Origin of the sequence: Aliidiomarina soli, from assembly GCF_003986975.1 — a bacterium.
In the GTDB taxonomy this organism is placed as follows: Bacteria; Pseudomonadota; Gammaproteobacteria; order Enterobacterales; family Alteromonadaceae; genus Aliidiomarina; species Aliidiomarina soli.
Genome location: NZ_PIPO01000001.1, coordinates 446766 through 464193 on the forward strand (window position 1 = coordinate 446766; position 17428 = coordinate 464193).

A 17428-nucleotide genomic window follows, 5' to 3' on the forward strand; every position below is an offset into this window, starting at 1 on the left:
AATGACGAATAGAGTGAACCTTGGAAAGTCTGCGCCTGACCTGTATCAGGCAGTTATCGAGCTGGACCGGCTAGCGTCGGAAGCAGCGAACGAAGCCGGTATCGACGAAGGGTTTTCCCACCTTTTGCGCTTGCGTGCGTCCCAGATTAATCAGTGCGCATTTTGTGTCAGGTTGCATACACGGGATGCACTTGCCAGTGGGGAGTCCAGCGACCGAATCGCAGTGCTTCCGGCGTGGCGAGAAACTGCGTATTTCAGCGCGAAAGAAAGTGCAGCGCTGGAACTGATCGAAGCAATAACCATGATTTCAGACGGTCAGTTGCCGGATGAACTCTATCAGCGCGCAGCAGAGAATTTGAGTAATGAGGAGATATCAGCTGTTGAATGGCTCGCTATAGTGATCAACACATGGAATCGGATTGCCATTTCCAGTCGCTACCCTGTACAAGAGTAGGTATTGGTAACGATCAGGCGCAGAGGGCAGGAGGCTTTATGGCGGACGAACCTAACTACAAGGTTGAAGGTGCAATTCTATCTATCGGGCAGGTGGAAAAACGCAGCGGCGTTGCCGCTTCAGCCCTGCGTTTCTATGAGAAGAAAGGCCTGATCACCAGCACCCGTAATGCGGGCGGTCAACGCCGTTACTTTCGTGAGGTATTGCGCAGGGTGGCGGTGATAAAAGCGGCGCAACGGCTGGGCATGCCGCTAGAAGACATCGCCGCCGCATTTTCGGCACTGCCTGATGGGCGCACGCCAACGGTAGAAGACTGGCATAACCTGTCCACGCGTTGGCGCAGCCAGCTTGATGAGCGTATCGAACGGCTGCAGCTATTAAGAGACCAGCTGGATGACTGCATCGGTTGTGGCTGCCTGTCACTTAAAGCCTGTCCGTTGCGCAACCCTCATGATATTGCCGGGGAAGGCAGTCAGGGTGCGTCGCTGTTTGAGACAATGCACAACGAGGAGGGCGGTTCCTGACTCTATGTGACTGAAGCATTAAGGCGTCCATTTTGAAGTACGTACCTGAAGGCGTACACTGATCTTCGGCTTTGGAGCCACTACGAATAGGGTCCCCTAATTAAGGAATACATAGAAAGTGCAATTAGTTCTCCCCCACGCAAAGTACGAGCAGAGCTACCGCGACTACATCGCGGAGCTTGGCGATGAAGAGCGCTACCCGTTTCCGCTCGATTTTGAACATTCTAACTTTGATGAATTGCTCGCCAAGATAGAGCGCTTCAGAAATGGCATTGACCTCCCCGACGGCTTTGTCGCATCGACCACCTACTGGCTTGTGGATGGCGATGAAATTGTTGGAGTGGCCAATCTCAGGCATTATCTGAATGATCGCATACGCCACGCCGGCGGCCATATTGGGCTTGGCGTTCGACCAGCTCGAAGAGGGCATGGCCTTGGTATTTTGTTGCTCAAACTAACCTTAGAAAAGGCGTTTGAGCGTGGTATAAATCCAGTTCATATCCATTGCCACAAACACAATGAAGCATCCGCCAAGATGATTGTCGCCAATGGTGGGGTTCTGGAGTCGGAGCTCACTGACGACGGCGAGGTTGTGCAGCGGTATTTGGTTGCTACGGCACCGTAGCGTCTTATGAAGCGGAGTTTCTAAGAAGGGATAGTGAATGTTTGCGATGTTTGTTGTTCTTATCGTAGTGCCATTCTTGTTAGCTTGCGTTCTTCAGCCTTTTGCAGAAAGAACCGCTATTGCGGTTGGTATTCTGGTACCAGTGATTGTTATAACCGCTATACCATATTTCGACCCCGATGCTGTAGGCGCACTTTATGGAGTACTTTACTTCATCTACGTGCCTATTTTTGCGATGGCAACGTATGGGTTCTGGGTTATTATTGGCGCTGTAATTGAAAGGATTAGAAATCACTGACTATGTTGTGCTTACAGTCCCTTTAATAACTTTACGCTGCTTTTTCTCTTTCTTGTCGGACAAAAAACAACCAGTTATTGATACTTAAACGACACCCTGTTTAAGAGTCCCAAGTAAGGGAAATGAGTATGACTGGCGCGCCACAAGTTGAATTAGCAAAACTGCACGACGAATTCCCCATTCTGAACGATGTCCAGGGCACACTGGCCTTTCGAATGAATGAGGGAGAGTCACAACCTGGCACTCTGATTTGGAGTCTTGATAGTGCGGTACAGCACCATCTCACCAGACTGGGAATCACAGCTCGCCTGCAGCGCCTTCTAGTGCATCTGGTTAAAGATCGGGACGGCGCCAACTGTGAAGGTAAAATAGAGTTTCAGCGCGGCCGTTTTCGGGTCTATTTTTAGTACTATCATGAGTCATCCGGCGAATAAAAGAGGTTCATCTTGAAAACCATAGGTTTAATTGGGGGCATGAGCTGGGAGTCAACGCAGACGTATTATCGGCTGATAAATCAAAAAGTAAGAGATGAACTTGGTGGTTTGCATTCGGCAAAGCTGGTTCTCTACAGCGTCGACTTTGCCGAAATTGAGAGGTTACAGCACCAGGGAGACTGGCCTGCAACAGCTAAAATACTAAGCTCAGTTGGCCAGTCGGTTGAGTCGGCAGGTGCTGATTTTTTAGTGCTCTGTACGAACACCATGCATAAAGTTGCATCCGACATCGAGCAGGCAGTCGAGATCCCTTTTCTTCATATCGCCGATGCAACCGCCAATGTGCTTAAAAAGGATGGGCTAACCTGTGTAGGGCTGCTCGGCACCAAATTTACGATGGAGCAGAGGTTTTACATCGAGCGCCTCCAGCAGCATGGTATTCAGGTTGTTGTGCCAGATGAACAACAAAGGGACGAGATTCACTCTGTTATTTTCAATGAATTGTGCCTGGGTGTGATTAAACCTAATTCGAAAATCCTGTATTTGGATGCAGTGACATCATTGGCAGCGCGTGGCGCTCAAGGTGTAATCCTGGCGTGTACGGAGATTGGTCTTTTGATCCAGGCATCGGACACAGCAGTGAAGCTTTATGACACTACCGAAATTCATGCCGGGCAGGCAGTGCAATTAGCCTTGGGAAGAATCTGATAAATACCTCAGTTTAAGCTCACCAAATCTATGAAAGGAAACTTTGAGAGCAGGAAGGCGTCTGACTCTCAGTTTTGTGCAACCTTCCTTATATAGTTGGATTAATTATGAAAAATAATAAAATACTCTTATTAATTGGTGCGCTTGTTGTGTTGACTGCATGCAGCAGCATTCCGCTTGGCACTATGATCAAAATGGTTAGACTGAATCCGTTGGATATGGACCCGCAGCAATTGGTGGTTGCGGTGAAGACACCTGAGGGACTAAAAGTACAAGAGGGTGATGTCGTTATTGATTTTAGTTTTCGAACCGACGATCCAGATGTCAGCTTTGATCATCAGTTTCCGGTTGTGATCAACGATGACTATGCTGTGCCTGAGGGCTTAACAAAAGGCCTCAAGGAAAATGAAAGCATAACCGTGATGCAGCTGTCAGAAGACGACGCCCTTACCATGTACAACGCGCAGCAAGCGGTAAAAGAGTATCGCCGTAATCATGAAGGTGGCGCCGGTAACATTGATTTAAGACTGGTTTCCGCTTGCCGGGACGAGAATTTTTCGTGGAGCGACTCGAAGTTGAATGTGTATTTGAAAACCACCGATGAAGAGAATTTTTTCCTATTTTTAAGAAACATGGATGTGACTGAGTTAGATGACGATATACAGCGTGATCTCAATTCGCTTTCCAGTTGTGCCTAAGTGAGCGAGCTATAGAATGAAACTTAATTTGTTCCCACTCTTACTAGTCAGCATCGTATTTCCCGCTTTTGCGGCCAGCCAGGAACAGCCTGACTGGAGCGATGTATTTGAAGAACATAATGCTGAAGGCACCATCGTTGTGGTTGACGGGCGTACGGACCGTAAACCTCCGATGGTGTTTGATGAAGAGCGGGCGGCAACACGCTTTTCACCAGCGTCGACCTTTAAGATCCCGCATACGCTGTTTGCTCTGGACGCGGGAGTAGTTGAGGACGAGTTTCAGGTCTTTGAATGGGACGGTGTAGAACGTGATTTCGCCGGGCACAACGGTGATCAGGATTTACGCTCAGCGATGCGTAATTCGACGGTATGGGTGTATCAGCAATTTGCCGAACAAATCGGCGCTGAGAATGCGCAAGGCTATTTAGAGCGTATCGACTATGGCAACGCCGATCCCACAGTGGACAATGGCATTTATTGGATTAACGGTGAGCTTGCCATCTCTGCGCATGAGCAGATTGAGTTTCTGCAACGGCTGTATCGTAACGAACTACCGTTCTCAGTTGAGAACCAGAGACTGGTAAAAGATCTGATGGTAGTGGAAGCTGGACGCGACTGGATTCTACGGGCAAAAACAGGTTGGGACGGGAGCCTCGGCTGGTGGGTCGGCTGGGTAGAATGGCCAACCGGGCCGGTGTTTTTCGCCCTCAATATAGACACACCAAATCGAATGGCCGACCTCGCGAAACGCGAGCAAATTACCCGTGAAATTTTGCTCGCCATCGGCGCATTGCCCGCCCCTTAATAGGGCGGCAGGTTACCTTAATCCGTGGTGATACCGACCTCCAGGGCAATGAGTTCGTCGTCCACTGAGTCGATTTCTTCGGGTTCCATAATACGCACGCGGTCGGCTGCGAAATCGATGTCCTCTTCTGAAGTGACTAATGCGTCCCGTATCGCTGCTGCGCGGGCGTTGCCAATGGCTTTTAACTCCTCATCGCTAACGGATTGCGCGGCGATGACTTGTTCAGCCAGGTAATTGCGGTAGGCGAGGGCGTCGAATTCAGCTTCATCCGATGAACCATTTTGCTCTTCAGTAAACCGGGAGCGCACGGCTTCAAGGTCGCTGTCCGCATAGGATGAGCTGAACATCGCCTCGACTATGTCCTGATTGGTCTCGCTGGTCAGGCTTGGGTCTTCAGCATCGCGGTCTGCGTCAGCCAGACGCTGGCGTAAGGCGTCGATGGCTTTTTCACGTTTTATGGCCTGACCATCAAAATTTCGGCTGAACGGACCGGCAAGCTCCAGGGTTAGCGCGGGGCGCTGATTAAGAGCCTCACGCAGCTCGGCGATACGTTGGCGTTGAGGGGGGCTCAGCTCTGTGCTGCCCTCCGAGAATCCAATCTGGCCAAGGTCCTCTGAATCAGCGCCAATCAAATTCGCCAGGAACCTGAAGGGTGCTTCCAGAACCGAGGTAACCGCTTGCCCGATCGCCTCACGGATAATCGCATTGAAGTCGAACTCCGGATTGCTGACATCCCCGGTTACCGGTAGCGTGATATTTATAACACCCTCGCTGTCCTCGAGCAGGGCGATGGCGAGGTTCAGTGGTAAATCCATGGCGTCGCTGGACTCAATCCGTTCACCCAGTTCTAGATTACGCAGTACTAGTTTGTTTTCGCCGGCCAGTTGTTCGTTGTCGATGGTGTATTCAAGATCAAGATCCATGGTGCCGCCTGCAATCGCGCGCCCCGCGAAGTCGACGGTGTAAGGCGAGTACTCGGGGATCTCCAGGTTGCGAAACGTCACTGTTACAGTGGTCTGGCGGGTTGGCTGCCAGGCGTGAAAACTGCCTTCAGCACGTGCCAGTCCGTAGTCCTCGACCTGACCTTCAAGCTCTATGCGCGCAGGTTCAGCGGAGGTCGAACTGATAGTCGACACGTTCCCATTCAACGACTGAATATTGGTTGAAAAGGGCAACGGCAGCGAGTTGTCCGCAAAATGGATGGCGCCGTCGGTCAGTTCAATGCCTTCAATGGTGATGCTGAACGGCTCGGCCTCGCTGTCTTCGTCCTTTGCTTGGTTATTTGCTTCGTTCTTTGCGTCGGCACTGGTTTCGGTACTGGTTTCGGCATCGGCAGGGGGAGTTTTCCCCAGATCGCCGAAATTGGTGGTCTTATCCTCGTTAATAATGATCTGACCGGACAGTTCATTGACAGCAATCACGCCGGTCTCAAGCGCGCTCTCACGTATATTGAGGTCAATCTGATCGGTTTGTAAACTTTCCCAGCCGATGAGTGTTTCATCATCCGGTCCCTGGCTGATACGAAGTTCACGAATACCTGCGCTGCCTTCAAATGCAAAGGGTTGCTCTGTACCTGTATGTATTTGGCCATTCAACGACAGGGCTCCGCTATCCAGCCGTACGCCGGCAAAGTACTGCAGATAAGTCATGCCCTGTACCAGCGCCAGTTCATCGATACTGAGATCACCTTCCAGGGTCGGTTCGGGTACCATTTGCAGGGTGCCGTCGAAATCGAGCATACCGCCGTCAGCGAGTTGCCCTTCCACGCGCAGGGCGGCTTGCGTATCGTCATGCAGAGTGAAATTTTCTAGCGTCAGCCTGATACCCTCAAGCGTCAGTGACACCTGTTGCGGTGTATCAGTATCTCCATTTGTTTCGTTGCTCTCTTTTTCGGTGCTATCGGCTTCAATGTCGAAGTTGTCCGTGAAGCGCAACTCACCGCCTTCAACATGCAGATTGTTGAGACGCAATGCTGGTGGGGCAGACTCGCCGTCTGACTCTTCGCCAGATGTGTCAGTCGCCGCCGCAGCGAGCCGGGTAAATCGGGTTTCACCGGATTCAAAACGTTCTTCGTGAATGATGGGGTCATCAAGGCGAATGCGGTTAAACGTCCAGGCGCTGTTGATGATGCTTGCCCAGGCAAAATTAACGGACAGCCGTTCGAGGCTAATCAGCTCTTGCTCGTCAATGTCGTTAAGCACAAGACCATCGACACGCAGCGTGAGAGTGAAAGGATTGGCGCGTACTGACTCAATCTGCAGTTCGCGATCGAAGTCCTGCTCAGCTGTGTTCGTTGCAAAGTAATGGACGGCCCAGGGGACAGCGAAGAATCCAAGCAGGGTGTAGAGAATAAGCAGCACCAGCAGCCAAAAACGAACGCGACGCGGAGAGGCCCATTTTGTCCGCAGATAACCACTGTGCATAGGACCACCTTGCTGGCAATGAGTAATAGGGGAAGTGTAGACGGATGAGTGAGCAGTGCCAGTTTGGCCCTGGCAAAACCCCTCCAGCATCTCTTACTCTTCTAGTGTTCTTTTAGATAGCTGGATATTTTGTCAGCCCCTAGCTTATCCAGCGTGATTTGTCCGAATCTTTTCAGCATTAAAGCTTCCGCTTCGTTCATGACGTCATTCAGAGCCTCATTAACGGCTTGTTCAATCACACACTGGGTGTGTTCGTCGCTTAAACCAATCGTAAAAATACTTCCGTCCCCAAGTGCATGGTGAATATCCAGTAACGTAATGTCGGCAAGTGGTTTGGCGAGTTTCCAGCCGCCGTGGTGGCCCTTGGTCGAGGTGACATAATTTGCTTTACGCAAAAGCGCCATAGTGCGGCGAACCACCACGGGATTCGTCGATATCATCTCGGCCATTTGTTCGGACGTTACTGGCCGTTCAATGGCCTGCAGATGCACAAGTATGTGGAGGACCCGGGATAGTCTGCTGTCTTTTCTCATCGTTCACCCTGTGCTGACGTCGAAGTATTGTATCGAGCTTATCATGAAACTTTTCAAGTTACATGTATTGTGCTTCCGTGGCTTTTAATGTAACAATAAAAGTTACTTCAAATGATAGGAGCACCTAAGAATGTTAGACGTACTGATAGTTGGAGGAAATTTCGCTGGGTTAGCGGCCGCAATGCCTTTGGTTCGGGGGCATCGCAAGGTGGTGGTACTGGATACTAAAACACCGCGCAATCGCTTCGCCCGTGTGTCTCACGGCGTTTTCTGTCTGGACGGACAGCAGCCGGCTGGAATTCACGCTGTCGCGTTATCCCAGTTACAGCAATATCCGACGTTTGCATACCAGGAAGACGAAGCGGTAACTATTAGCCTCATAAATAGTGGTTTTGTTGTAACCACCAAAACAGGCAGCAGATACCAGGCGAAGAAGATAATTCTCGCCTGCGGTGTAAAAGACCAGTTGCCTGATATACCAGGTTTGCACTCTCACTGGGGTCGAAGTGTCATCCATTGCCCGTATTGCCATGGTTACGAGTTAAGTGGTGGGCCGTTGGGCGTGCTGGCGACTCACGTTATGTCGCCACATCAAGCTGCCATGATCCCTGATTGGGGGGCAACGACGTTTTTCACTCAGGGAGATCTCGAACTAAGCAGTGAGCAGGCAGAGACATTAGGTAACCGCGGGGTAGCGATTGAACAGACGCCAGTTATAGAAATTGTCGGTGATGGTGAACAGCTTTCGTCTGTCGTGCTTGAAGACGGTCGCAGTATCGTGCTGCGGGGATTGTATGTTGCTCCGACCATTACTATACAGTCGCCATTGGTTGATGCACTGGCCCTGGAGTTGAACGAAACCCCCATGGGAACATTTATCGCTGTCGACGAATTTAAGGAAAGCTCGTTGAAGGGCGTCTTTGTTGCGGGTGATATGTCCAATCCTATGCAAAATGGAACCTTTGCAATAGCTTCTGGCACGATGGCCGGCGTCGCCGCACATCGCGCGCTAATGTTTAATCTGTGAGGGGCTGTTATGCCAGATATTATTGACCATTTCTCCACTACGGCAGGCAGTTATGACACGAAAAATCGGCCTTTGGCGGCCATTGCCGATGCGATGCACTTATTGATTCGATTGATACTACAACGTGCCCCCGCTGACGCGCGAGTGCTGTGTGTAGGGGTAGGCACTGGAGCCGAGATATTGGCATTATCAAAAGTATTTCCGGGATGGACATTTGTTGCTATTGATCCTGCCAAAGGGATGCTTGAAGTTTGCCGCGAACGACTGCAGCAAGCGGGCATACTGGAGCGTTGTGAGCTCATTCATGGCTACCTTGACGAGGTAGCGCAAGGTGAAGGTTTTGATGTCGTCTTGAATATTCTGGTCGCTCACTTTGTGAAACGGGACGACCGGAGAGGATTATACCAGGCAATGTGGAGCCGGCTTCGCGAAAACGGTCATCTAATCAGCACTGAGATTAGTTATGACCTGACATCTGAGACGTATCCCTTGATGCTAGATAACTGGAGAGAAGTACAGTTGTTAATGGGAGCCAGTGTTGAGTCGCTGGCAAAGCTACCGTTGGCGCTGCGCAATCAACTTACTGTTATCTCTTCGCAAGACACAGACGCTTTGCTCAAGCAGTCTGGTATAGACATGCCAGTACGGTTTTTTCAGGCATTCATGATAAATGGCTGGTACGCGATAAAATCAAGCGGCTATCTCTAGATGATATAGATGGGGCCGTGTCTACCCGAGTTCTCATTCGTCCCCGGGGTCGTGCCGGACGCGCAGGAAACTGGCGAAGCGGGGCAGGCCGTTGTTGGTGTAGCCGTGATATTTAAAGGTAATGGTACTGCCGATCGGTGGTGGTTCCGCACGTTCACTGTCAGTGAAACCAGTGCCAATCGAGAACTCGACTCCCTGGTTGTTTCTTACCCGCAGCGCGCCCAGCATGTCGGTGTACTTGCCACGGCCCGGTAGATGCGCGATCACCACGGCCTCGTCATCATAGTAAGGTTTTAACTTCAACAACGCGTTGCTTCTAGCGGGCTGGCCTCTACCTGGATAATGTGCGGAGGCTAAGTGCAGCATCAGGCCCTCCGCTCCGTTTTCAACCACGGTTTGCAGATGGTCGTTTAAGGCATGGTTTGAATGAAAACGCTGCTGATTCACCGCCTTGATATGCTCGGTATCTATCCTTTCGATCAAGCTGGAATAGTTTACATAGCGCTGTGCAAAAGGAAGCTGGGCATCCGGCATGTCAAACACCATATAACTTACCTGACGCCAGCGTTCATCGTCTGGGGTTTGAGTTCGCACGATAGACGTCAGGGTTTCAAAATCCTGACGGTGCGTCCATAACTCTCCATCTAGCCATACGCCGGCAGGTAAGGGCGCAGTGAACCAGTCAGGTGCGGGAATCAAATTGCTTTGCCTGGTCAACAGTTGCTCGCCGGTCCAGATCGCCCGTACCCCGTCATATTTCTCACTGACCAGATAGTCGCTGACGGGGTTGGCGCTGTCCTGCTCGTACACACTGGCGAGTTGGGCCTGCACCGGTGCTTGCGCAGCCAATGCTGTACAGGTGTAAAACGCTGCGAAATACAGACAAGTAAAATAGATGAACGGGAATTTAAAATATTTCAACATGACTGCGTCCTTGCTTTCATGATGGCTAGCTTGAATAAGGGTACATACAGATTCTAGCGCTGGGCATAAAGGTTAGCACTGGGTCAATGGCGTATTTTTCCCTTAGCAGATATTTGAAACTGTCTCGCTAGTGGCGGCCAAGAGGTAATTTTAGTAAGGTCAATAACATACTATTAACTTGAGTTTAGCTGATGCGATGGTCTGGAGAGTTTTCGTTTGGTCAGTCATGGGTCGCTTTTCGTGGACGCTGCGGGGACAATGCGTTTCATCGTCATGCGACCGCTCAAATCAGCGTGGGTTTAGACGGCCCGGTCACAATCCGACAAGCTGATAATAGCGTCGTTACTGGAAATGCTCTGTTTGTAAGGCCGGGAGTAAGCCACCAGCTTGAGGCTCATGGTGCCGCGCTGCTTATTTTGGTTGAACCACAGGCTTTTGTTGGCCGAAGGCTGATGTCAGAGACCGAACCGCAAAACGTATCCAGGCTTCCTGCGGAGTTACAGCGCCTTATTCAAACCGATGGCGCGCTTTCTGCGTGTATTGCCGCACTAGATGACGACGAGGCTTTTAAATTACCAATGGATGTCCGCTTAGGTGAAGCATTAACGTTTATCGAAACGTCCAATGGAGCTCGTATTATTGAGCGGGCAGCCAATGAGGTTAACTTATCGGTCTCGCGGTTACGCGCACTTGCGCAGCGTCATTTAGGTATTTCGTTAGCAAAGTGGATGATGTTGCGTAAATTACGGTGTGCCGCAGAGGCGCTGGCATCAGGCTGTACATTAGCAGAGGCTGCTATAGATGCAGGATTCTCTGACCAGGCCCACCTAAGTAGAAGTATGCGACAGGTGTTTGGGGTGACACCGTTAAGCGCTGCGGGCGCTATTGGAACCGAGCAGGCGAAACATTCAATATCTTCCGAATAGACAGGGGTAAATTGATTGCATATGTTGACGCCAAGGAATACCCCTTATGAAACCTGAGTTAGCTACTGCTTTTAATAAAGAAATGACTGATGCACGCATGGCCTGGACAGCTCGTGATTTGAGTACGTGTTTTCGCTCGCTAGAGCGGGCTCATATCCTCGGCCAGCGTAATTTGTGGCCTCATATCCTGACCCATGGCTGGATGTTACGGGTCGGATGGGCACGATGTGATTATCGCGAAGTAGTTGGGCAAATACTGCGATTAATCGCAACCTTGCCCGGCGCTTTATTTGGATGGGTACCAGAGGGAAACACAGGTGGTGCCAATGTTTCTGCGCTTAAACCGATGCCGGTGCCAGATGAATTCAAACCTTATTTTGCTAAAAACAGCATGCTAAAGGGCATGTTACTTCGCGTGCTGATCATCTCGGTCATTATGGTTTTGATGATTTGAGGCTATCTGAGCTGGGTATCGCTTAAGCAAAGCATGGCGCAGACTGAACTTTGAGGGACTTATGATAACGCCAATTATTATTCTGTGTTTATTGTCATCTCCTTTATTGGTGGCATTTATAGTGTCGAGGTTTACTAATAGCGAGTTAGCTGTCAGGAAGTATGCTTGCTGGGGGCTCGGCATAGCTTTTATTTACTTTTTCATTGGTCATCTCGTTGAAACCGAAGGCATGGTCCAAATGCTGCCTGAGTGGGTTCCTCTTCGGGTGCAGCTTATCTATGTTACGGGCTTGATCGAGTTAGCAATAGGGGGCGCGCTTTTTATCCCTAAATACCAGAAGGTTGCAGCAAAAGTCGCCATTTTGGTGTTTATTGTGTTCTTTCCGGCCAATGTCTATGCTGCTTTAAACGGTGTTGGTCTTGGCGGCCACCAATGGGGCCCTGAGTATTTGCTGATACGCGCCCCGCTGCAAGTTCTCTTAATCGCTTGGGCTTACTTTTTATGCGTGAAAGTACCTAACAGACCGCAACCAAGTAACAAGGACGTAGCATGAAAAATACCGTGGGTGTGACCAGAATTAACTGAATAGCCTCCGATTATGTTGCTAAACTTTCTTCAGCAAAGAATCTAACACCAGCAACATAAGGACGCCCCTATGCCACCAAATAACGGCACGCCGCGCCAAACAGACTCATCGTCCGGGGATAGCTATGGGCGACAAGCCAAGAAGCCATGGGAGATCTCCTGGCGAGGTTGGTGGGAAATTGCGCAACGAGTCATCAACAACGTGGCTCGGCACGATATTTCGCTGCTCGCGGCCGGGGTGGCGTTGTTCGTTATGTTGTCGATTTTCCCGGCGCTGAATGTCGCAGTGTCGTTGTATGCGCTTTTTTCATCCCCGGAAAATATCATTTCTCAGGTAGAACCGCTGCGGCAGCTGCTGCCCGAGCAGGCATTTGAAATAATAACCGAGCAGTTGACCGAGCTTGCTGAAACTGGCGGTGCTACCTTTAGTTTAACTCTGGTCGCGTCGCTACTGGTGTGGTTTTGGGTGGCGCGCAAGGGCGCGATGGCGCTGATAAAGGCCTGCAATATTATTTACGATGAACATGAAAAACGCCCATTTTGGCGCTTATTGCTGCTGTCGCTCTTATTTACCGTGGTAGGAATTTTCGGGTTTGTAGTTCTGGCGCTGCTGGCCATTTTACTGCCTATCGCCCTTGGTGTGATCCCTATGGGCGAATCGGTGGAAACGTTATTGCGAACTCTACGCTGGCCCATTCTGGCAATACTGTTAATTTTTGTACTTGAGTGCGTGTACCGCTTCGCCCCCAATAGAGAGAATGCCAAATGGCGCTGGGTCAGTGTAGGGGCGGTTATCGCAACATTGCTATGGCTGGCAGCGTCTGTCGGGTTCACTGTCTATGTGCAAAATTTTTCCAATTACAATGAAACCTACGGCGCTATCGGCAGTGTGATTATTCTTATCTTCTGGTTTTATATCAGCGCTTTTGTGGTGCTGCTAGGAGCCGAAATAAACGCTGAAATGGAGCATCAAACCGAACTCGACTCCACGGTCGGCGACGACAAACCGATGGGCGAGCGCGGTGCCTATGTAGCAGACACGGCTGGCTCCCAAGCATCAGAGGAGAAAGAGCACTAACCTTGGTCGGACAGAGTATTTAAACGTTTTTGCAGGGGCTCGACCACTGAATCCAGGAATTGCCGCACTCGGGACGACAGCAAACGACTGTGGGGAAACACAAACTGAACGGGCAGGGGAAGAGGGTTGTATTTTGTTAGCACTGGCACCAGCGCGCCCCGGTCTAAATCCTCTTGGGCCTGATAACCTAGTACCCTGCAGATGCCGAGTCCGTCCCGGGCCGCAGCCAGTTCCGTATCGATCTGGTTGGCGCTGATGACGGGGGTTACTGGCTGCTCCCAGAGCGCTCCGTCCACCTGAAACTGCCATACTTCACCGGATGGAGCGAAACATATTGTCGGCCAGTCTGACAGTTGTTGTGGGTGGCTGGGTGCTCCGTGTTGCTCGATAAACGCTGGGCTCGCGCAGAGTATATAGGGCGTGCTGCCAATCTGTCGTGCCACTAGTGAGCTGTCCGCCAGGTGACCAATCCGCAGAGCCAAATCAAAGCCCTCCTCAATCACATCCACGACCCTGTCCAGCAGAATTAATTCGGCCCGCATGGCGGGGTTTTGCTTTAACCACTGGTTCAGCAGGGGCGCTATATGCAAGCGGCCAAAGGTTACAGGTGCGGTAATCGACAATTTACCCGCTGGCTCCACTCGCCGGCTTTCGAGCTGGAACTCCATAGTCTGAATGTCCGTTAAAATCCGCCGGCAATGTTGCAGGTACTCGTGCCCTTCATCAGTAAGAGCTATACGACGAGTGCTGCGATTAAGCAGACGCACGCCAAGGTTCTGCTCCAGAGCAGCAAGAGTTCGCACCACCGCAGCAGGGGACCGGTCGAGTTTATCTGCAGCAGCAGACAGACTGCCCTGATCAACAATGGCGACAAAAGTAGTCATGGCTTTGAGTTTGTCCATCGGCAGGCACCATCGTAGTGTCAGAATCGCAGCGTCAGATATCAGATTTGTGCAAAAAGCTGAATAATCATATCAGGCTGGCGGCATTTATTGAATCTGCTAAATGGCGTTTACTAGCGCAACACCATTTTCACCAGGAGTCAGCAATGAAGCAACCGCAGCCCATTCGTCAATACGACCATGTCGGCATTCGGGTAAGTGACCGCCAGCAGGCGGTGGCGTTCTACGAGCAACTTGGATTCAAAGAGGTTCGCCGTTTTGAGAAGTACGAAGCCAATGAGATGGAATCACCGGATGGTGTGCGTATTAATTTGATCTATAACGCGACAAAGTTACACCACGGCCGCAACGTGTTGCTGGATGAGCCGATAAAGCTACCCGGCGTGACTCACCCTGCATTTGTTGTCGATGATCTCTATGCCTTGAAAGACTGGCTAGAGCAGGTGGGCATACCTATTACCGAGGGAATTCACCGGCTTGGGCCACGTCGAATCACTTTGTTTATTCGCGACCCCGACAGGAACGTACTTGAGTTCAATCAGCTATTGCCCGAAGACCAACTTTAACCAAGGACTAAACCATGAAATTATACGATCTGGATGTATCCGGTAACTGCTACAAAGTTCGCCTGTTCGCTGCTCTGGCAGGCATTAATCTGGAACTGGAACCAGTGGATGTTGCCGCTGGTGAACATAAACGCTCACCGTTAATCGATCTGAACCCCTGGGGTCAGGTACCAGTGCTAACCGATGACGATGTTGTACTGCGAGATTCCCAGGCAATTTTGGTTTATTTGGCCCGCCAATATGGCGGCAATCAGTGGTGGCCGGATGGTGCAGCTCAACAGGGTGAGGTGATGCAGTGGTTGTCGACGGCTGCCAACGAGATTCATAGTGGTCCTAACGCAGCGCGTTTAATTGACAAATTTGGTGCCTCGCTAAACAAAGAACGCGCGTTGGAAGTCAGCACTCAGGCTTTATCGTTGATTGAACAGCACCTGGGCAAACATAAATGGCTGGCATTGGGCCGACCAACCATCGCAGATTGTGCGGTGTATCCCTATATTGCAGTGGGCTGGGAAGGGGGTGTGACGCTGGAACAATACCCGGCTATTGAGGCCTGGGTCGAGCGCATCAAGGCTCTGCCTGGTTATATCAGCATGCCTGGGATTGACTAACCTCAGCGGCTCGTATCTTAGGGCGCTTGGGTTGTTATCGCTAACGTCCTCGTTTACCTGCAAACGCACCGGGAGAAAGACCTTCGTGCCGGACGAATGCCATCCCGAAGGCGCTGGCACTTCCGTAACCGACCCGCAGCGCGATCTCTGTGTTGGTAAGTTTGCCCTGGCGCAGCAGGGTCTTGGCGATGGCCATGCGCCAGGCCGTTACGTATTCCATCGGCGCCTGTCCGATTTCCTTGCGAAACTTGTCGAAGAAGCCGGAGCGTGACATGGCTGCGTCTTTAGCCAGCCCAGAAACAGAAATCTCGGTACCTGCACTCGAATGGATGCGCTGTAAGGCGGTGGCCAGTTGCGGATCGGAGAGGCCCCGCAGCAGTCCCGGCGGCATGTCCACGTCAGGCTCCGAGCGCAACGCCTCGATAAGCAACACCTCCAGCAGCCGCTGGAGGACAAGCTCTCGACCTGGTCGGTCGGCGCGGGTCTCATCGTGGATTGCCGGTACCAGGGCCATCAAGCGCTGGTGTCCACTGATATGGATCATCTCAGGTAGCAGTGACACCAACAGATCGCGTGTGGGCGCTTCGAAGCGGCAATGCCCGACCAGCGCACGCATCTCCACGGGGGCATCCGCTGGGCCGAGACGAACTCGCCCAGGTCCGATTTCAAGCGGCTGAGCGGGGCTCTTCAGTTCCGGGGGCACCTCGCTGGTCATGCTAAAGTCATGCAAATCCGGGATCAGGACGAAGTCTCCAGCTGCCAGCGTGACTGGCGTTCGACCGCTCACCTTAAGCTGGCAGACCCCTTCGACCATCGCGCAATAGAAGGGGCTTGCCATATTCTTCCGCTCGACCTGCCACAGGCCACCGGCCTCGACCATCTTTGAGATAGACACCGCCGGTTTGAGCAGCGTGACCACACTTGAAAGGGGATCATCACTAGCATTAAACATACTCTTGGACTCCTGATGAATAATCACGGACTTTTGTATATAGAATGCACGGAAATCACTATTTATACTATCCCTGTTCATCAAACAAGGAGATCAGATATGCCCCCTATATTCATCATCGCCACCGCGGCTGCAATTTCAAAAGAGGCTACTAAATGAACCGACTAATTAATCAGTCCCGCGCTCTGCCAGCACCAGAGCCTGCTATGACAGTGGCCTACACGCCGATCTGCCTGGAAATGCCTGGCCGCCAACCTTTGGAGCTGCGCCTTACCGCGCCCGCAGTTGGGGATGCCTTGCCGATCGTAATCCTGTCGCACGGCTATGGTCCATCGAACTATATTCCTTCCAAGGACGGTTACGCCCCACTCGTCCAGTTCTGGGCAGAACGGGGCATCGCCGTGATTCAGCCGACACACGCCAGTTCACGGGTTGGCGGACTTAACCCCGATCTGCCTGAGGGCCCTTTCTTCTGGCGCGAGCGCGTGGCCGAGATGCGCGCTATTCTCGACCAACTGGCCGAAATCGAGCGACAGGCTCCAGCTGTCGCAGGGCGACTGGACCACGAGCGGATAGCCGTAGCGGGCCACTCCTTCGGCGGGCATACCTGCAGTCTGCTACTTGGCGGGCGTTTGCAGGGCGAGAATTTTTCCGATCCGCGCATCCGCGCCGGCATGCTATTGGCGACCCCAGGCCGCGGCGGTGCCGATCTGATGCCCGACTATGCTACACGGTTTTCCTTTTTCGACGTGGATTTTAGTGGTATCGAATTGCCGACGCTTGTGGTTTGTGGTGCAGAGGATAATCCCCATTTCACGCCGCGCGGCCCCGAATGGCACGCGGATGCCTTTTATGATGCGCCGGGGGCTGATGCTCTGCTGACGATCAATGGCGTGGGGCATGGGCTGGGCGGAGTCGCCGGGCTAGACGCACGAGAGACCGAGGCAGAAGACCCCGAGGCACTGGAAACAACCCGGCGTTTGACACTGGCCTGGTTGCGGAGCATGTTCTCCATCGAGCAGGATGCCTGGGCAAAAAGCCAAACAGCACTCCGGGCTAACGCGGCCAGCATCGCAAAGATCACCGTGAAAGAGAACTGAGAGAGGGTCTGATTGATGTGAATTCTACATCAGGTCATCCGACATTAAACGGATAGTTGTCTAAATTCAACACGCCTACAATGACGTTTCTTG

The 17428-nt window shown here is 51.7% G+C and carries 22 protein-coding genes; 17 read left to right on the top strand and 5 right to left on the bottom strand.

What is annotated here, in order from left to right; genetic code table 11:
- Nucleotide 1 precedes the first annotated feature (1 nt).
- From CWE14_RS02170 to blaOXA, 8 genes are all read left to right on the top strand, one after another.
- The gene (locus CWE14_RS02170; RefSeq protein ID WP_126797863.1) at nucleotides 2–454 is read left to right on the top strand and encodes a carboxymuconolactone decarboxylase family protein; all 453 of its coding nucleotides are present in this window, start codon (nucleotides 2–4) and stop codon (nucleotides 452–454) included.
- Between the two features lie 38 nt (nucleotides 455–492).
- Nucleotides 493–978, top strand: coding sequence for a redox-sensitive transcriptional activator SoxR (soxR, locus tag CWE14_RS02175; RefSeq protein WP_126797864.1), 486 nt, complete (start codon nucleotides 493–495; stop codon nucleotides 976–978).
- Nucleotides 979–1096: 118 nt separating this feature from the next.
- A complete protein-coding gene (locus CWE14_RS02180; protein ID WP_126797865.1) occupies nucleotides 1097–1603 on the top strand; it encodes a GNAT family N-acetyltransferase in 507 nt (168 codons plus the stop codon).
- A 37-nt stretch (nucleotides 1604–1640) separates the two neighbouring features.
- Entirely contained in the window at nucleotides 1641–1901 is a 261-nt protein-coding gene (locus CWE14_RS02185; protein ID WP_126797866.1) for a hypothetical protein, read from the top strand.
- Between the two features lie 128 nt (nucleotides 1902–2029).
- Nucleotides 2030–2308 carry a hypothetical protein gene (locus tag CWE14_RS02190; RefSeq protein WP_126797867.1) on the top strand — a complete coding sequence of 93 codons (279 nt, stop codon included), beginning with the start codon at nucleotides 2030–2032 and terminating at the stop codon, nucleotides 2306–2308.
- A 39-nt stretch (nucleotides 2309–2347) separates the two neighbouring features.
- Nucleotides 2348–3043 carry an aspartate/glutamate racemase family protein gene (locus CWE14_RS02195; protein WP_126797868.1) on the top strand — a complete coding sequence of 232 codons (696 nt, stop codon included), beginning with the start codon at nucleotides 2348–2350 and terminating at the stop codon, nucleotides 3041–3043.
- Between the two features lie 107 nt (nucleotides 3044–3150).
- Nucleotides 3151–3741 carry a lipoprotein gene (locus CWE14_RS02200; RefSeq protein ID WP_126797869.1) on the top strand — a complete coding sequence of 197 codons (591 nt, stop codon included), beginning with the start codon at nucleotides 3151–3153 and terminating at the stop codon, nucleotides 3739–3741.
- Nucleotides 3742–3757: 16 nt separating this feature from the next.
- Entirely contained in the window at nucleotides 3758–4546 is a 789-nt protein-coding gene (gene blaOXA / locus CWE14_RS02205) for a class D beta-lactamase (RefSeq protein ID WP_126797870.1), read from the top strand.
- 17 nt (nucleotides 4547–4563) lie between these two features.
- Here blaOXA and CWE14_RS02210 read toward each other — a convergent pair whose 3' ends face one another.
- Together CWE14_RS02210 and CWE14_RS02215 are read right to left on the bottom strand one after the other, a co-directional pair.
- On the bottom strand, nucleotides 4564–6969 hold the full coding sequence (locus tag CWE14_RS02210; protein WP_126797871.1) for a DUF748 domain-containing protein: 2406 nt from the start codon (nucleotides 6967–6969) through the stop codon (nucleotides 4564–4566).
- Nucleotides 6970–7070: 101 nt separating this feature from the next.
- Nucleotides 7071–7502, bottom strand: a complete 432-nt coding sequence (locus CWE14_RS02215; protein ID WP_126797872.1) for an Rrf2 family transcriptional regulator — start codon at nucleotides 7500–7502, stop codon at nucleotides 7071–7073.
- Nucleotides 7503–7632: 130 nt separating this feature from the next.
- Here CWE14_RS02215 and CWE14_RS02220 point away from each other — a divergent pair, with 130 nt between their 5' ends.
- Together CWE14_RS02220 and CWE14_RS02225 are read left to right on the top strand one after the other, a co-directional pair.
- On the top strand, nucleotides 7633–8529 hold the full coding sequence (locus tag CWE14_RS02220) for an NAD(P)/FAD-dependent oxidoreductase (RefSeq protein ID WP_126797873.1): 897 nt from the start codon (nucleotides 7633–7635) through the stop codon (nucleotides 8527–8529).
- Nucleotides 8530–8538: 9 nt separating this feature from the next.
- Entirely contained in the window at nucleotides 8539–9237 is a 699-nt protein-coding gene (locus tag CWE14_RS02225; protein WP_198676517.1) for a class I SAM-dependent methyltransferase, read from the top strand.
- A 33-nt stretch (nucleotides 9238–9270) separates the two neighbouring features.
- Here the strand turns inward: CWE14_RS02225 and CWE14_RS02230 are convergent, their stop codons facing one another.
- Nucleotides 9271–10161 (bottom strand): DNA ligase, encoded by an 891-nt coding sequence (locus tag CWE14_RS02230; RefSeq protein ID WP_126797874.1) that lies wholly within the window; start codon nucleotides 10159–10161, stop codon nucleotides 9271–9273.
- Nucleotides 10162–10352: 191 nt separating this feature from the next.
- On the opposite strand from CWE14_RS02230, the gene CWE14_RS02235 reads away from it, so the two are divergent.
- The 4 genes from CWE14_RS02235 to CWE14_RS02250 all read left to right on the top strand — a co-directional run bounded on the left by CWE14_RS02235 (nucleotide 10353) and on the right by CWE14_RS02250 (nucleotide 13204).
- Nucleotides 10353–11087 (top strand): helix-turn-helix transcriptional regulator, encoded by a 735-nt coding sequence (locus tag CWE14_RS02235; RefSeq protein ID WP_126797875.1) that lies wholly within the window; start codon nucleotides 10353–10355, stop codon nucleotides 11085–11087.
- Between the two features lie 46 nt (nucleotides 11088–11133).
- Nucleotides 11134–11541, top strand: a complete 408-nt coding sequence (locus CWE14_RS02240; protein ID WP_126797876.1) for a DUF3703 domain-containing protein — start codon at nucleotides 11134–11136, stop codon at nucleotides 11539–11541.
- A 61-nt stretch (nucleotides 11542–11602) separates the two neighbouring features.
- Nucleotides 11603–12094 (top strand): DoxX family protein, encoded by a 492-nt coding sequence (locus CWE14_RS02245; RefSeq protein WP_126797877.1) that lies wholly within the window; start codon nucleotides 11603–11605, stop codon nucleotides 12092–12094.
- Nucleotides 12095–12196: 102 nt separating this feature from the next.
- Nucleotides 12197–13204: a YihY/virulence factor BrkB family protein gene (locus CWE14_RS02250; RefSeq protein WP_126797878.1), complete on the top strand. Its 1008-nt coding sequence runs from the start codon at nucleotides 12197–12199 to the stop codon at nucleotides 13202–13204.
- Here CWE14_RS02250 and CWE14_RS02255 read toward each other — a convergent pair.
- On the bottom strand, nucleotides 13201–14106 hold the full coding sequence (locus tag CWE14_RS02255; protein ID WP_126797879.1) for a LysR family transcriptional regulator: 906 nt from the start codon (nucleotides 14104–14106) through the stop codon (nucleotides 13201–13203). The two genes, CWE14_RS02250 and CWE14_RS02255, sit on opposite strands and share 4 nt — an antisense overlap.
- Before the next feature lie 146 nt (nucleotides 14107–14252).
- Between CWE14_RS02255 and CWE14_RS02260 the strand changes: the two genes are divergently transcribed.
- Entirely contained in the window at nucleotides 14253–14672 is a 420-nt protein-coding gene (locus CWE14_RS02260; protein WP_126797880.1) for a VOC family protein, read from the top strand.
- 14 nt (nucleotides 14673–14686) lie between these two features.
- Complete coding sequence (locus CWE14_RS02265; protein WP_126797881.1) at nucleotides 14687–15283, top strand: glutathione S-transferase family protein; 597 nt, start codon at nucleotides 14687–14689, stop codon at nucleotides 15281–15283.
- Nucleotides 15284–15323: 40 nt separating this feature from the next.
- Here CWE14_RS02265 and CWE14_RS02270 read toward each other — a convergent pair whose 3' ends face one another.
- Complete coding sequence (locus CWE14_RS02270) at nucleotides 15324–16235, bottom strand: AraC family transcriptional regulator (RefSeq protein ID WP_126797882.1); 912 nt, start codon at nucleotides 16233–16235, stop codon at nucleotides 15324–15326.
- A 155-nt stretch (nucleotides 16236–16390) separates the two neighbouring features.
- On the opposite strand from CWE14_RS02270, the gene CWE14_RS02275 reads away from it, so the two are divergent.
- Nucleotides 16391–17335 carry an alpha/beta hydrolase family protein gene (locus CWE14_RS02275; protein WP_126797883.1) on the top strand — a complete coding sequence of 315 codons (945 nt, stop codon included), beginning with the start codon at nucleotides 16391–16393 and terminating at the stop codon, nucleotides 17333–17335.
- Nucleotides 17336–17428: the final 93 nt, after the last annotated feature.